Origin of the sequence: Streptomyces sp. NPDC042638 (genome assembly GCF_040647235.1) — a bacterium.
Classification (GTDB): Bacteria; Actinomycetota; Actinomycetes; order Streptomycetales; family Streptomycetaceae; genus Streptomyces; species Streptomyces rameus.
Genome location: NZ_JBEZBT010000009.1, coordinates 1 through 15,194 on the forward strand (window position 1 = coordinate 1; position 15,194 = coordinate 15,194).

8 protein-coding genes and 4 pseudogenes are annotated in these 15,194 nt (G+C 68.9%); 5 read left to right on the top strand and 7 right to left on the bottom strand.

Translation table 11 applies throughout. The annotated features are described in order from the left end of the window. Window positions 1-538: 538 nt before the first annotated feature. A pseudogene (locus AB0B40_RS10300) lies at window positions 539-700 on the top strand (transposase); the annotation flags it as partial. Window positions 701-776: 76 nt separating this feature from the next. Here the strand turns inward: AB0B40_RS10300 and AB0B40_RS10305 are convergent. The 5 genes and pseudogenes from AB0B40_RS10305 to AB0B40_RS10325 form a co-directional block, all read right to left on the bottom strand. After that, window positions 777-3,173 (bottom strand): SpoIIE family protein phosphatase, encoded by a 2,397-nt coding sequence (locus AB0B40_RS10305; protein ID WP_362263676.1) that lies wholly within the window; start codon window positions 3,171-3,173, stop codon window positions 777-779. A gap of 2,095 nt (window positions 3,174-5,268) precedes the next feature. Next, on the bottom strand, window positions 5,269-5,655 hold the full coding sequence (locus tag AB0B40_RS10310; protein WP_362263677.1) for a transposase: 387 nt from the start codon (window positions 5,653-5,655) through the stop codon (window positions 5,269-5,271). Between the two features lie 105 nt (window positions 5,656-5,760). Next, window positions 5,761-6,738, bottom strand: coding sequence for an ISL3 family transposase (locus AB0B40_RS10315; RefSeq protein WP_362263678.1), 978 nt, complete (start codon window positions 6,736-6,738; stop codon window positions 5,761-5,763). Window positions 6,739-7,384: 646 nt separating this feature from the next. Further along, window positions 7,385-7,732, bottom strand: a pseudogene (locus tag AB0B40_RS10320) (IS110 family transposase); the annotation flags it as partial. A gap of 1,102 nt (window positions 7,733-8,834) precedes the next feature. Then, the gene (locus AB0B40_RS10325) at window positions 8,835-9,092 is read right to left on the bottom strand and encodes an SDR family oxidoreductase (protein ID WP_345047758.1); all 258 of its coding nucleotides are present in this window, start codon (window positions 9,090-9,092) and stop codon (window positions 8,835-8,837) included. Window positions 9,093-9,115: 23 nt separating this feature from the next. On the opposite strand from AB0B40_RS10325, the pseudogene AB0B40_RS10330 reads away from it, so the two are divergent. Further along, window positions 9,116-9,438 (top strand): annotated as a pseudogene (locus AB0B40_RS10330) (SpoIIE family protein phosphatase); the annotation flags it as partial. Between the two features lie 176 nt (window positions 9,439-9,614). Here the strand turns inward: AB0B40_RS10330 and AB0B40_RS10335 are convergent. Further along, a pseudogene (locus AB0B40_RS10335) lies at window positions 9,615-9,713 on the bottom strand (sensor histidine kinase); the annotation flags it as partial. Between the two features lie 2 nt (window positions 9,714-9,715). Beyond that, complete coding sequence (locus AB0B40_RS10340; RefSeq protein WP_362263679.1) at window positions 9,716-10,120, bottom strand: ATP-binding protein; 405 nt, start codon at window positions 10,118-10,120, stop codon at window positions 9,716-9,718. Window positions 10,121-11,860: 1,740 nt separating this feature from the next. Here AB0B40_RS10340 and AB0B40_RS10345 point away from each other — a divergent pair. The 3 genes from AB0B40_RS10345 (at window position 11,861) to AB0B40_RS10355 (ending at window position 14,929) form a co-directional block, all read left to right on the top strand. Continuing rightward, entirely contained in the window at window positions 11,861-12,835 is a 975-nt protein-coding gene (locus AB0B40_RS10345; protein WP_362263680.1) for an STAS domain-containing protein, read from the top strand. A 254-nt stretch (window positions 12,836-13,089) separates the two neighbouring features. Further along, on the top strand, window positions 13,090-13,659 hold the full coding sequence (locus AB0B40_RS10350; RefSeq protein WP_362263681.1) for a DUF5994 family protein: 570 nt from the start codon (window positions 13,090-13,092) through the stop codon (window positions 13,657-13,659). Window positions 13,660-13,735: 76 nt separating this feature from the next. Beyond that, the gene (locus AB0B40_RS10355) at window positions 13,736-14,929 is read left to right on the top strand and encodes a GAF domain-containing SpoIIE family protein phosphatase (RefSeq protein ID WP_362263682.1); all 1,194 of its coding nucleotides are present in this window, start codon (window positions 13,736-13,738) and stop codon (window positions 14,927-14,929) included. Window positions 14,930-15,194: the final 265 nt, after the last annotated feature.

Below are 15,194 nucleotides of genomic sequence, written 5' to 3' on the forward strand. Positions count from 1 at the left end.
GAAACCCCAGGTCACACCCAACAACTGAGATCTCTACCGAACCCGGAACGGTTCAAAGTTGGCGTTCCCGCTCCTGTTGCACGTGCCGCTGTGACGGATGGAAGAGCTCGCCCCATGCCTCAGCAGTGGATGCTCCGCCGCCGCCATGCCTGCGCCGCCGCCAGCCGACCGAGGTAAAGAGGATCAGCCATAGGCAGATGACGACACTGCCAGTCGCAAGAAGCAAGGGTTCTCACCTTCCGGGCACCGCTGGTTCGTGCTGACAGTCTGCTGACAACCGTGCACAACAGCCAGTGCAAGCCGAGCCAATGACTTGGCGGTAGGAGAGGCAGCTCAGCCGCCGGTGTCTCATGAGACACCTCGCAGTCTGGAGAAGGACGGCTTCCGCGCCCAGCTCGCCGTACAGCCCGGCGGGCGAGTGCTACTGCACTCAAGGCAAGGCACCAGCATGACCGGCTTGTTCCCCGAGATCCGCGCCGCTGTGCTCACGCAGCTGCCCGCGGACGCCGGCCTGGACGGCGAGCCGGTGGGAGCGCACCGGTCCGAGGGCGCGTCCGCGCACCTGGCAGGAGTCGCACCGATCCCGGCCTCGTCCGGACGAACCCACCACCACCGCCTCAACCGCGGTGGCGACCGGGCGGCGAACAACGCCCTGCACGCCATCGTCCTCACTCGCACGCGCTTCGACGAACGCACCCGCGCCTGCGTCGACCCCCGCACCAGGAAGGGCTGAACGATAGGTCATCCGCCATCGCCCTCATGTCATGGGGCCGGCGTCACTCGGGGAAGGCGTCTGTGTCCACCGTCGGGGCAGGCAGTTCCGCCCAGATGATCTTTCCGTCAGCGGTGTGGCGGGTGCCCCAGCGCGCGGCGAACTGCGCCACCAGGAAGAGGCCGCGGCCCCCCTCCTCCACGATCTTCGCCCGTCGCATGTGGGGCGAGGTACTACTCCCGTCCGAGACCGCGCAGATGAGACGGCTCTCCGTCCGGATCAGCCGCAGGGAGACAGGGCCGCGCCCATGCCGGATCGCATTGGTGACCAGTTCGCTGACGATCAGCTCGGCCGAGAAGGTCAGATCCTCAAGCCCCCATTGGGCAAGGCGCTCGCTGCTCAGCGCGCGGGCCCTTCCGGCCGTTTCCGGTGCGAAGGCCAGTCTCCAGGACGCAACGTTGCCGACGGGCAGCGGGCGGGGCCGGGCAACCAGGAAGGCGACATCGTCCGGAGGATGATCGGGCAGCAGGATGCGCTCCAGCGTGCCGGTGATCTCCTCCAGGGGACGGTCCGGATGGGCGAGCGTGAAGCTCAGTCGAGCCAGTCCGATGTCCGGATCGGTTGAGGACGCTGTGATGAGGCCGTCGGTGTACAGGGCCAGGACGCAGTCGTCCGGAATGTCACACTCCACTGCTTCGAAGGGCATGCCGCCCACGCCGAGCGGGGGGCCGGTCGGGATATCGCAGAACTCGACCGGTTTGTCCCTGTGCGCGAGGGCAGGCGGTGGGTGTCCGGCGCTGGCGAACGTCGCACGTCGCGTGACCGAGTCGTAGACGCCGTACAGACAGGTGGCGCCGACCACACCCTCGGCGCCGTAGGGATGCGCCGTCTCGGCCTCATCGGCCAGGCGTTGCACCAGGTCGTCGAGGTGTGCCAGCAGTTCGTCGGGCGGCAGGTCCAGGTCGGCGAGCGTGTGCACAGCCGTGCGCAGCCGGCCCATCGTGGCAGCGGCTCGCAGCCCGTGTCCGATGACATCGCCGACCACCAGCCCCACCCGGCCACAGGCCAGGGGCAGCACATCGAACCAGTCACCGCCCACTCCCGCCTCCGTGTCGGCGGGCAGATAGCGGTAGGCGGCTTCCACGGCCGCGTGAGCAGGCGGTTCGTGCGGAAGCAGGCTGCGCTGGAGCATGAGGGCCGAGTGGCGCTCTCTCGTGAAGCGGCGTGCGTTGTCGATGCATACCGCGGCCCGGGCCGCGAGTTCCTCGACGGTGAGCAGATCCTCCTGCGTGAAGGGTTCGGGAGTGCGCCACCGCATCAGGGTCGCCACGCCCATGGTGACGTCCCGCGCCCGGAGCGGGACCACCATGTGGGAGTGAATGCCCAGCTCCCGCATGCGGGAACCGCGTACATCGTCCGCGGCCAACCAGGAGCTCGACGGCGCCAGCACGGCGTCCAGGACGGGTTCTCCGTGTGCCAGGCACCGCCACTGCGGAGACCCTTGCGCGTATCCGACCGCGCCGCCGGGTGGGACAACGACTTCTGGCAGGTCCTCGCGGACGGACTGGTGGAAGACCCTGCGCATGTCGCCTGTGCGGCCGACCGACCGAGCGTCCGGCTCCCGGCTGTCCAGTACCGCACCGAGCAAGTCGACAGCGATGAAGTCGGCGATCTCGGGCACGGCGATTGCAGCGAACTCCTGTGCGGTGCGGCCCAGGTCCAGGGTGCTGCCGATCCGGGCGGCGGCCTTGTTCAGCAGTGTCAGTCTCTGCCGGGCCCGGTACATGTCGGTGACGTCGACCGATTCCTCACAGACCCCCAGGGGCCGGCCGGCTGCGTCCTGCAGTCGGTAGTAGGACAGTGACCACACGTGCTCGCGGTCCGGGTCCGCGAGCGTATGCCCCCGGTACGGCAGGTCGACGACGGACTGCCCGGTGAGGAGCACTTCGCTCATCAGATGCGTCACCGAGGGCGGGCCGCCGGTGGACAGTACCTGTCTGCCGGGGTAGAGATCGCCTTCGCCGAGCCCCACATACTGTGTGAACTCCCCCGGCAGTTCCTTGCGCGCCGCGGCATTGGCCCATACCATCCGCAAGTCGGGGCCGTAGATCGTCAGGGCGATCGGGGACTCGGCTGCGAGACCGTGCAGCATGGCCTGCCGTAGTTGCCACTCCGCATGTTCCTCGGCGTCCGCCAGCAGCAGGAGGTAAGCGGTGCCGGCCGCCTCCGGGAGCCTGCACAGCGATGTCGCCGCCCGGAGCAGGTGGCCGGACCGATGACGGAGGACCAGGCGCCCAAGGGATCCGCTGTCCGGTTGGGAGCTCAGCCAGTCCGAGTTCGCCACGCCTGCCTGTGCCGACAGCGAGCCGATCGTTTGGCCAAGCACCTCCATGGCCTGGTAGCCGAGCATCTGTTCGGCCTGCGGACTCCAGCCGGTCACCTGTGTCCGGTCGTTCAGCATGACAACGGCTGCCCGCGTGATACTCAGCGGGTCGCCCTGATCGTCCGCCCCGGGGGCAGGTGTCAAGCTGGTCACCACATGTCCGTCCTCGCTGTGTCACTGTCGAGGGCGCCGTCAGCGCTCTACCTTCCAAGCATCTGCTTGCAGGAGCGGACGCACAACGGCTGCACCCCTCGACGGCGCCACGGTCCGAGCAGCGACTCGCACGCTCCGCAGTCCCCCGCGCTGAGCTGCGCGCCATTGACCTCGGTCCGCCCCGTCCTTCGTAGGGCGTGCCCGGGCCGATTCGTTGCCAGCCGTAGGGGACGAGGTCGGCGCGCAGTGACCGCCATCGGTGACGCCGAGGACCGAACCGGACGGGAGCGATGGCGGACGCGTGGCAACGAACGGGGGCACCGGATCCCGGCTGATCACACCCTCGCCCCCAGGTCGCATGCAGCGCCCCACCGGCCGAAACGCAGACAGGATCGTTGCGCAGACCGGAAGCGGGCCGGACGGCTGCCAGCCGCCCGCCAGCGGAGACCGGCGTGGAAGGGACGGCTCGTGGTTCCGATGCAGCACCGCACGAAAGGGCCTGGCGTACTCGGCGCCACGCCGGAGCAGCCCATCGGGCCATTCGGCTGGTGGGAGGACGACAACCGGGGCGAAGACGCCCTCTCGTCCGGGACACCGACGGGTTCCGCGACTTCGCAGAGTACGGACGGGGACCACTGTGCCTGGGTCACCCATCCCGCACGCCTCGCGCAGGGTGCCCGGGAGCGAGGAGATGCGGGAGATGCCGGCTGTCCTCGTGCTGGTCATGGGCCGTGCCGCCCGGAGACCGGTGCCGGCGTCACGGATGGTTACCGGGGCGCTCGAACGTAGACCTGATGCACCAGGAGACCTTCTCCGCATGGATGAGGATGCCTCCATGGCCACGCGGTCACCGGGGCTGCCGGCTGCTTCTGCTCAGTGCGGGAGCACTCATACGACCGTGGCGAGGTTCTTCGGTGAGAACCGGGCGAACCGCTGGTCGGCGTGTGCCGAACGAAGACGGCGGCTTTTGTGGCTCGCCCCTCTCCTCGACCACGGGGTGAGCCTGACATACGGACGCCGATGGCACCGAGCACCAGACCTTTTGAGCCTTCGGCTCGGGCCCTCGCCCCGCCGACGGGGTCACAAGCCACCGACATCGGTATCTCACACCGTCGCCGTCGGTGTGTCCGCCCACCTGATCTTTCGCGGCTCGGGAACGGCAGTCGATGATTCAGCTCAATACCCGGCCGGCGTGGCGCCCACGCCGGGGATCACCACCAAGGGCGACCGGGCTGCTTGCTCAGTGAGACTTCCGGCTGTGCGCCCGGGAACCAGGCCGGGAACACGCCGCGGAGGGGAACGCAGGACGGCACCGGAACAGCCCTGCTGGGGCGCTGTCTCGAAAGCTGAGCGGATCGCGGTCCGGGACACGGGCCGATGTGGCCCCGGTCTCCTGCTGCACCCCCCGGCGCGCTGCACGGGTTACCCAGACCGGTTCCTCGTCGCCGCTCCCGCCCCCGACAGCACCCGTCGGAGACGGGTGAACACGGCGCCGGGCCGAGAGCTGCCCAATCCGGCCACGATGGCCGCCACACGCCCCGAGGGAGCCTTTACCGGCTCCGCGCATCGCCAAGCACTGGGAGGGAGGTGTTTCGACCGTATGCACAGGGGGATCCGGTGGGCGGAGGACGCATCGCGTGCGGGTTCGGAAGTGAGCGCGCACCCCATACGCCCGCCCGCCCTGCCGTCCGGCTTCTCACGCGGGCGGCAGCGGTGTGGTGATCTCGCTGTCGCTGCTCGGAACCGCTGACACCTCGGCCTTCACTCATCGCGGAGATGACAGCGGCAACCCGCAGCCGGGCCTGAGCCATACCGGTACCGGCGCAGTTCCTTCTGTCTGTCGAAGGGCCCGTACGTGGCGCGCCGTGGGGAAGCCCAAGGCGAACTGATCGGCTGGTCGGGGAAGACCCTTGCACCGCTGGCGAGTAACGCCTGTGTCGGCGGTCTCTGAACCTGGGTTCTGGATCACTTTCAGTGCCGGGGCCACGGAGGGTCACCACAACCGCGATCATGAACGGCCTCACGCCGCGAGGAGGACCCGCTTGCGGAGCAGGTCGAAGTTGGCGCGGCCGAACATCTGCCGCTTGATCATCTTGATCTTGTTGTTGTGGCCCTCGACGGCGCCGGAGCTGTAGCGGAGGCTGAGCCCGGCGACGACGGCGTCGAGGTCTTGGCCGAGGCCATTGACGAAGCCGTGCAGGGCGGACAGATCGTCAGCCTGCACGCGATCCATCCATTGACCGAGGTCCTGGCCCCGGCGGTCGTTCATCAACTCGGCGAAGGCACGGACGTGTTCGGCAGTTCGGTCGAGGGCGGGGCAGCGGACGAGGATCTGCTTGAGCCGCTGGGCCTGGTCGTCGTCGAGGCGGTCGGGACGGCGGGTGATCCAGCTGGCCACATCCCGCACGGATGGGTGCTTGCGGGGCGGATCGTCGTGCGGGAAAGCTTCGCGGAGCCGTTGGACGTACCTTTTCACCACGCTCTCGCCACCGGGATAGCCTCGCTCGCGGACTTACTCGAACAGACGGCCGGCGACGGTGCAGCCTTCCGCCCACCGCTGATGCAGATAGGGCTTGTAGGGGTCGAGGATGCTGGTCCGGCCGGTCCACCGTCCGACCAGGAGCTCGTCCGCGGTGGCCGCATGGGCGAGGCGGCGGACGGTGTTGCGGGCCAGGCCCAGCCGACGGGCGATCGGCCGCAGCCCGAGCCCCTCATCCAGCAGGGCGTGGACGGCCGCGTGCTGCTCGCGCACCCGGTCGGACAGACGGCCCGACTGTCGTGGTTCACCCGGGGAGGACGGTGCGGGATCCAGGCTCTCCGGGGGTTCGGCGGCGTGGACCGGGGCGGTGTTCTCCGGCTCGCGCAGTAGGGCGCGGTGCTGGATGACCGTCTTTTCGACGGCCTCGGCCAGGTTCTTCCAGACGTGCCACCGATCCGCGACGTGGACCGCGTCCGGGGCGCCGAGTCGTCCGGCCTCGGCGTATGCGGTGGACCGGTCACGGCAGATCACCTCGACGCCGGGGTGGTCGGCGAGCCAGGCGGCCACCGTCGCTGTGGTCCGGTCGGGCAGCAGATCGATGGGCCGGCGCGTGTCGATGTCCACCAGGATCGTGCCGTAGTTGTGTCCCTTGCGCAGGGCGAAGTCGTCCACCCCGAGGACCCGCGGCGTGTGCGCTTCGGGCTCCGGCAGACGGCGTATCAGCCGTAGGAGCGTCGACCGGCTCGTCCGGACCGCGAGCGTGTTCGCCAGGCGGGCGCCCGCCCGGCCGGCCAGCATCACCGCTAGCTGTTGCAGCACCGTCTGCAGCCCGGTGCTTCGCCGTCCGTGCCGGACGGTGAGTCCGTCGACCTGCTCGACGAACGTGGCCTGCCGGCAGGCGCGGTCACGGCAGCGGAACCGCCGGACCTGTAACTCGATCACCACGGGACGCCCGGCGACTGCAGTATCGGCGAGGCGGCGTACGTACCGGCTGTGCACCCGGCCCGACATCGTTCCGCAGGCGGGACACGTGGCCCGCCCTGCCGATGCGCGGCCCGCACGATGACCAACTCACCGTCGACCACTGCGTTTTCGATCACTACGCCGTCGACCTGGTGGAACCACAGGTCCTGGAGGAACACATCACCCACGGCCGTTCATGATCGCGGTTGTGGTGACCCTCCGTGGCCCCGGCACTGAAAGTGATCCAGAACCACGGTTCACGGAGCGGCGACACGCCTGTCCAGCCACTCGATCGACCAGGTTACCTCCGCTGCCTCGACGGCACACCGACGTCCTAAGGACTCCCGAACCGCGTTGGAAGGAACCGGAAAGCGATGCGGCCAAGGGGGTCTTCCGCCGTGACCTGCCGCAGTGAAATCCATCTGGTGCAGGAACACTTCATATCGGCCGCGTGATCACATGACGAGATGACATGCTTCGCTTCAGCAAGCGTGCGCGTCGTGGTTGACCGCTCCACGTCGCCCCGGGACGCGCGTTCCGCATCAGGTCGTAGCGCATGCTGCCGATGCGCGCTTGCTTCGCCAGCCCTCAAGAGGACAACCGATTGCGAAGCCGCCCACACCGGCGTCATCACCCACCTGCTCAGAAGCCACGTCAGGCCGCACCCGCGGGGCTCCTCGTCGCACGGACGCCTCTATAACGCGGGGGCGCGAGAAATCAGTCTGACCAGGTTGAAGACCTCGCGGGCGGCATATCGCTTGAGGCATCGGATGATCTCACGGCGGGTCTTGCCCTCCTGGGTGCGGCGTTCGTAGTACACCTGGGTGCGCGGGTCGTGGCGCAGGCGGGTGAACACGATGCGGTGCAGGGCGGCGTTCGCCTGCCGGTCGCCGCCGTAGTTGAGCCGACGCGTGCTCCGACGGCCCGACGAAAACTCAACGGGGCTGACTCCGCAAAGGGCAGCAAAAGAAGCCTCGGTGTTCAGCCGCTCGGGGTTGTCCCCCATGGTGATCAGGAGAGTGACGGCACTGTCCGGGCCGATGAGTCATGGTGGTTCGCCTCCCGCGTGGTGACGTGCTGGGTGGATGGCACCGGCCCGTTCGGGCGGTCTGAACCGTGATGGCGCCTGAAAAGACGGCTAGCCTGTGACTGGACACTGTGGTCATAGATCTCATGAGTCAGACCCCCGCCCTGGACGGCACGGCGCAAGCGTCCCATCGATCCCGCCACAACGGCGCGACTCGGTCACCGCCGGATGGCTTCGAACGAACCGACGCTCAACCTGTCCTGGGCGAGCTCACAATGAGCTGTCTCTTCGTCCACTCGGGACCGGCATTGACGGATTGCCTTGTGGGCTGTCTTACCAACAGTCCTTCATCGACCATGGCACGAACGGCCCGACGACGCGGGACAGGGCTGACTCCGCACAGCGCGGCGAAGGACGCCGAGTTGCCCAGGCGTTCCAGGTTGTCCCTACCGCGTTGATGGCCTCAGGCAGCGATCGCGGTGGGACGGGCGGCGAGATCCTGCGGCTGTGTCCGTACGTCGTCGACCGCGGCGGCCTGGTACGGGCGCGCCGCGCCCAGCGAGGTGTGAAGCCGAGAGGCCACAAGAGTGGAGTCGCCGCGACAGCGCTCCGGTGTGCAACGCCGCGATGACGCCGCCGTCCATCAGAAGGTCGGAGCCGGTGATTAAGACCGTGTCCTATGTGGCGGGTCGTCGTTGACCGGCGAGTGCTGGGCCGCAGCCAAGAGCGGCCGGTGCCGCCCCGCCATCCGACAGCCTCTGCGACCTACACGCTGTCGACGGCGGTCACCAGCTCCACATCCAGAGCCAGCAGAAGCGGCCCCAGATCAGCGCCTCCGCAGTGCTGGTAGGGGTTGCTGAGCGGGAGCTGGGCGACGTTATTCAAGAAACCAGATGTGTGCACGGTTTCGGCCACAGCCTTGCTTGTGTGATCGATGGTGATACAAGTGTTGTCGAATGCCGGGCTTCCGATGACACCGATACCCCCGGCTGCCGCCGGCTCGGCGCTAGCGATTCCAGCACCCATCGCTACAGCCGTCAGGCCCACCGCCACAGTGCCTCTGCATGTTTTCATGCTTCAGCCAACGACACATGCCCCTCCCAGTCACGGCGAGTAGTTAACAAGCCAGCCTGCCGGCCGAGCTGGAACGCCGCCGCCTCGGCGACCTCGTCGGGGTGCCGACGCGCCCGGCGGCCGAGGTCTCGATCATGCGGTGGTATCCCTCGCTGCCGGGTCCGGACATCTCGTCCCGGGCCAGCGGAGTGAGGATGATGCCAGGGCTGATGCAGTTGACGCGTGCCCCGCGCTCGCCCCAGACGACGGCCTGGGCCTCCTGGCAGTACGGCAGCACTCGGTCATCCAGTCCCGCGTCCACAGCGACGGCTCCGACTGCACGCCGCCGTCAACCAGCCCTTCGGTGTGGCGGCACCCACCACCTACCGCCTACAGGAACTGCTCTTGAGACCCGGGGACCGCCTGGTCCTGCTCACCGACGGATTGCAGGAACGCGGTGCCGCGGCCGTCGACCTGCCCTCGGTCATTCACGACACACGCGCGCTGCACCCCGAGAAGCCGTTCAAACCCTGACCGCGGCGGTGTACAACGGCTGCCACGGCAGCCTCAAGGACGACGCCACGGTCCTGATACTGGACTGGCACAGCGATCGCAGCCGTCCGGCGGGATGCAGCCCCGACCCCGCAGCCATGATGGCCTACTCCTGATTCCCTACCCGGAGCGAGCCTGTTCGACGGTGGGGTGGCGGGGATGACCATGGTGATACCCAGTCACCTGTGAGCGTCACCCACGCCCCGGTGAGCGGTGGTGAAGACGTTGATCGGTCGCTCTCGGGTCGTTGATAGCTGGCCCGGCCGATGGGGTGTGGCGTGAGGCCGCCGGCTTGGACCTCGCAGACGATCTGGTCGCTCTCGGCCCGGCTCCGCAGTGGGCCCGAGTCGGTGCCGTGGACGACGCTGTTGGTGGTGAGCTCCGCCACCGCGCTCAGGAGTCGAGGCTGAGTTCGGCCCAAACCGTTTTGCCGGGGTGACCCGGGGTGACGTCCCAGCGTCGGGCGAGTCGGTCGAGGAGTTGCATGCCAAAACCGCCGGGCTCGGTGTTCGCAGTGGCGCGCTTGCGGGGCCAGCGGTCGCTGGAATCGCTGACGGCTATGCGCAACCACCGCCCGTTCCAGGTGAGCTGGATCAGGGGTGAACCGGAGCCGTGGCGGATGGCATTGGTGATCAGTTCCGATACGAGCAGTTCGGCGGTCTCGATCATCCGGTGCTGGCGCAGCGGGCCGCCGAAACCGTCCGCGCAGTCGCGGACCCAGTGTCGGGCCGCGGTGATGCTCGCCCTGACTGCGGGGAAGCGCATCTCGCAGGATGGGATAGTCGATTCGCCGTTCACGCGGTTCCTCCAGCACGGATGGCTTTGGGCCGCCGCCGACCAGTGCTCTGCACAGCCGATGGGAGCCATCTGCCGGGTTACTCATGCCTGCCCGGCGAACCATCTGTATCTACCGGGTGACCAGCAGGTCCCGCGAAGTCATCCGGCGTGAGTCCGACAGTGCCGGTATCTGCTGGGCGAGTGCGCTGCAGCACCCTCGCCGCCTTCGGCACTTGGATGGACGACAGGCTGCGTCGTGTAGGCGGATTACCTCCTCGCGACAGATCCGCGATTCCGCGAGCACGGTGACTGAGGCGGCGTATGGCGTCGGTGCAGCCCAGCGCGTGAGCGCCCTCTGAGATCGCGGTGCCCTGTTCCCCGAGAGCCAGGACCGACCCGGCACACACGCAGTGAAGGCCCGGTGGATGCCTGGCCATAGGTATGGCCGGGTACCCCTGCCCTGGCGCCGTCACTCCGGGCCGAAGCGCACGGTCCGCACGACCGCTGCAATCGCCCCGAGGTCCACGCCCTCATAGGCGGCCGAGACGGCACTGATCGGCAGCAGTTCTCGGGCGCCGTACCACTCCCCGGCGGCCCTGCCCGGCGCTGCCGCGGATGCGCACGCCCGGCAGCAACAGGCGGGCGGCCCTGCCGTCAGCGCGCTCCGTGCCGGACGGTGGGCAAGCGCGACGGACACGGTCGGCAGCGCGAAGCCCAGAAGCCCTCGCCGGTCTGGTGGTGAAACGAAGGTCGAGTGGCCCGGCGGTGACGGTTCGGGCGTCGTCCGTGACGCTCACCTCGACCGGGACGACACGGATCGCGTCGCATACGTAGGTGCCGCTAATGAAGTTCGCAGTGTCGCGTCTCGGGGCAGCAGCAGTCCGTCCCGCCGGCCCCCCTCCAGCATCACGTCGCTGACTGCTCCGAAGGGCGAGCCCTGCTGGTGCCCGAGCACGATCCGTGTGCCGAAGGAGGTTCCCACCGCCCGCGATCCAGCCGTCGAAGCGCACTCGCGGGCGTCGGGTGACGGCGCCGGAACCGCGGCGAGGGGTGTCAGGACGGATGGGAGACGCGCTCCGGGATGCACGGCCTGGAGGGTCCGAGCCGTAGATACCTGACTCCACCCGAGAAGTGCACCAGGGGCTCACCGAGGGGGGCTCCGCGAAGGCCCGCCGTGGGTCGTTTCGCTCGGATGGGTTCGGAGACCCGGTGAGCGGAGGTCGCGTCGCATGTGGGTTCGGAAGTGAGCTGGCATTCAATTCGTCCGCCCGCTCTGCCGCCCGGCTTCGATCGCGGGCACTGTGCTGTGTTCAGGGCGCGGCGGCCGGTGTTGTGTCAAGAGCGGCGCGCATCCAGTGGCACGTGTCGCGACAGGGCAGAGGCGAGGTGGTGCCCCCTCACCTTGTCGGCCCTCGGCTGTGAGGTGCACACCCTTACGAGCAGCCGCAGTATCACCACCGTTCTGACGTTGGAGAACGGCCCATCAGGTGACGCGGCCCCTACCTGTGCCGTGCCCTTCGACCCAGCCGCTTCCGGTTGCGGCCGACGTACGGTTGAAGTACCGAGGGCATCACGCACTCCGGCTGCCACGCCGGGTCGTCCTTGGCGAGAGACGAGTGAATCCGGGTCGCCCCAGTGGTCGGCGCGGAGACGGGTCGAGGCCATGTACGCCGCGGTCGAAGCAACTCAGCGCGAGCTCATCACGGCAAGGGCTGCGCTGAGCGCCCGTGCAGGTCCGCAACCCCGCCGAGGGGAGACGTGATGACCTTTTCCCGGCTGGACATCCATCGGCGGAACCTAGGAGAGCGGACGCTCGTCACGCTTGCCGGCGACATAGGGCCGGCCACGACGCCGCTGCTGCGGGCCGCAGTGGAGCAGTGTCTGCTGGACGGTGTCACCGTGATCGACATCGACCTGACCACGGTCGGCTCCTGCGACGCCAGGGGCTTGGACGTCCTGCTGTCGGCAGCACAGCGCGCCGACCGGGTCCACGCTCGCCTGCGGCTGCACCATCCGTGCGCTCAGATCACCCGGCTCCTTGATGCCACGGGATCGACTTCGCTGCTCCCTACGGCCCCCACGAGTCCTGTGCCGCCCGCCGCGTCCGACGACCTCATGAGTGCCGCGACGGGGGCGCCCGAGGACCCCGCTCGCCGACCGGACCAGCCGGTCCTCAAGGACGGGATCCGCCTTCGTCGGCTGACCCGCTGGCAGGCAGAAGACATGCGCGCGGACATCGCGGACCTGGCTGCGGAGTCCGTCGCAGGCACCACGGGCGAGCGGTACCACAATCGCGGGGACTTCCTGCACCGCTTGTCGATCACCGCCCGCCGCCCCGGCTTCGCCCTGCTGGTCGCCGAGACGACGGTGCTGGTCGGTTGCGCCTTCGGTTGTCCGATGGGCTCTGAAGGCTCCGGCAGCCGGGGGTCCGACGGAACGCTCCAGGCGATCATCCAGCGGCTCACCTCCCGCGCACGGTTCGTCGCCCTCACCCAGGTCGTGGCCCACCCGCACGTTCAGCACCGCGACATCGCCCGCCGGCTGCAACAGCGTCTGCTCACAGAGCTGCACTCCTCCCTCGGGATCACCCTGCTGCATCCTGCCGACCGGGCAGGACAGGCCGCCTTCTCGTCCTGGGGCTGGCAGAACGTAGGGGAGGTCGTCGGGCTGCCCGGCTCCATTGCCCCATGCGTGTTGACTCTGTCCCTCGAAGGGCAGCTCTCGGCACGCCGATGACGTGGCAGAGGAGCGATGAGCCGGCGGTCGTACGGCCGGGGCGGTCACGTGACCCGTTGTCCGCCGTACCGAGGTGTCTCCACGGGATGGCTGCCTGCTTCTCGGCGCGATGGCTGCGCACCACGCCGCCCGCCACGGCTGGGAGTAGCGTGTCAGCTACCGAGAACTTCCGGGCGCACGACCACGGCGGCGCCGTTCCCGGCGAGTGACTGACACCGGCAGCCGGAAAGCAGCGCCCGGAACGGGATCACACGATGAACGCCATCACAAAGCCCGCCGAGGGTACCGCGCCAGGTCACGGACACTCCTACCGGATGCCCATACCCCGGCTGCGCCTCACGCCGGACGTCAGCCACGGCCCGCTGGACGGCGCATGGTGGCCGCGCTGCGACGCACTCGAACTCGAATTGCCCGCACTGGTCGGTTCCCTGGATCCGAGCAGCGGCACCGTCACCCGCGTGACCGTGGGGACCGCCGCCTGGCCCGGTGCCCCGCAGGAGGTGATGGCGCCCGGCCACGTGATCGAGGTGGTCCTGACCGAGTCCGCCGCCGAGGCGCATGCCATCACCGTGGACTGTGGCACCGTGGGACGCTGGGAACTGCTGGTGATCCCCCCGGACGAGCCGGCCGGAGCAGCCACCCGGCTGCTGACCGCCGCCGCCGACCCCGAGAACACATTGTCGGCTCCGCGCCTGCTGGCACTCGCCGAGAGCGGCCTCGACGGACAGGACGCTTGGGAGTCGGAAGGCGGAGCCGGACCGAGATGGGCAGCCCGACCCGGCCGACTCCGTGACCGGCAGGCCGGGGCGTCCACGACCACGTGATGGAGCCATGGCACCGACAGACCCTTCGTCGTCCTGGCCCGCCCCCACACGAAGCGTGACTGCGGCAGGTGAGGGGATGACGGCAGGACAGCGTACGGACCGGTCCGAAAGCTTCGGGGAAGCTCTCCTGGGAAAGATCCTCGACAGCGCCCACGAACTCCCGCCCCACCTCATCGGGCCTCTGGTCGCCGACGTCGTGGAGCGGCTCGGTGGCCGCCGTCCACAGGTGCTGTTGCAGGACTACGGCCAGTTGCTGCTCGTACCGCTGCCTGGTGAGGGTCTCGCCGGCGGGGAACCACAGGTGATCGACGGCTCCGAGGCGGGCCGCTGCTTTCTCGACGCGGTCCCCGTGGAGGTGCCCCGGGAGGACGGCGTCCGGATCCATCTGCCTCTGCTGGACGGCGGTGACCAGGTAGGGGTCATGGCGGTGACGCTGGACAGCATCGACGCCCACGACCGCCGCCTGCTGCTCAGGATCTCCGGCCTGGTGGCCGACCTTCTGGTGACCAAGCACGGCTACTCCGACCTGTTCTTCGACGTCCGACGCGGTGAGGCGATGAGCGTCGCAGCGGAGATCCAGTGGTCACTGCTGCCACCACTCGCGATGATCATGCCCCGGGTCGCCGTGGCCGGGATCCTGGAACCCGCCTACGACGTGGGCGGCGACAGCTTCGACTACGCGCTCAATCACGACGTCCTCCACGTGGCCATGATCGACGCGATGGGCCACGGACTGGACGCGGCCACCATGGCCACCGTGACCATCGGCGCCTACCGCCACGCCCGCCGCGCCGGCATCGGACTGTCGGAGACCTACGCGTTCATGGACCGCGCCGTGGCCCGGCAATTCGGTCCCGAGCATTTCGTCACCGCGCAGATGATGCAGCTGGACACGACGACGGGACGGGTGCAGTGGGTCAACGCCGGACACCCGCCGCCGATCCTCGTCCGCGACCACCGCGTCGCGCGGCGTCTGGCCGCCCCGACGACCCTCCCCGTCGGCCTCGGTGGTTCGGAGCCCCGGATCAGCGAGCTGGGGCTGGTGCCCGGGGACCGAGTCCTCTGCTTCACCGACGGAGTGGTCGAGGAGCACAGGAGCGGTGGGGAGGAGTTCGGGGAGGACCAGCTGATCGACTGCGTGAACCACCTGGAGAGGACCGGCCGCGGCATCCGGGCGGTGACGCGCTCCCTGTCCCACACGCTCAAGCAGGCGCGGGGCGGACAGACCAGCGATGACGCAACGCTGCTCATGGTGGAGTGGCGCGGCTGATCTCCCCCGCCGTCCGACACCGCTCGGCCGGTCACGCCCAGCGGCAGGCCCGTCAGCCCGGCGAACCGTGCCCGCTCACGGTGTCGATGAGAATCTGTTCCGCCTGGCTGATGTTGTCTGCCCGGACCGCCTGGGCCATCGCGGCGCGGGCGGCGTCCGGTGCCGCGTCCGGCGGGACTTATAGGCGCGAAAGCTGGACCTGGGAGCCTCCCCTGAGTGGTAGACCCGTCCCGCAGTCGGTCGACGGCCACCGGGTTGGTCAGGT

What these genes read in the sequence shown, in the direction of transcription:
- AB0B40_RS10305 (WP_362263676.1), bottom strand. Translation starts at nt 3,173, where the DNA reads ATGCTGAACGACCGGACACAGGTGACCGGCTGGAGTCCGCAGGCCGAA.
- AB0B40_RS10315 (WP_362263678.1), bottom strand. Translation starts at nt 6,738, where the DNA reads ATGTCGGGCCGGGTGCACAGCCGGTACGTACGCCGCCTCGCCGATACT.
- AB0B40_RS10345 (WP_362263680.1), top strand. Translation starts at nt 11,861, where the DNA reads ATGACCTTTTCCCGGCTGGACATCCATCGGCGGAACCTAGGAGAGCGG.
- AB0B40_RS10355 (WP_362263682.1), top strand. Translation starts at nt 13,736, where the DNA reads ATGACGGCAGGACAGCGTACGGACCGGTCCGAAAGCTTCGGGGAAGCT.
- AB0B40_RS10350 (WP_362263681.1), top strand. Translation starts at nt 13,090, where the DNA reads ATGAACGCCATCACAAAGCCCGCCGAGGGTACCGCGCCAGGTCACGGA.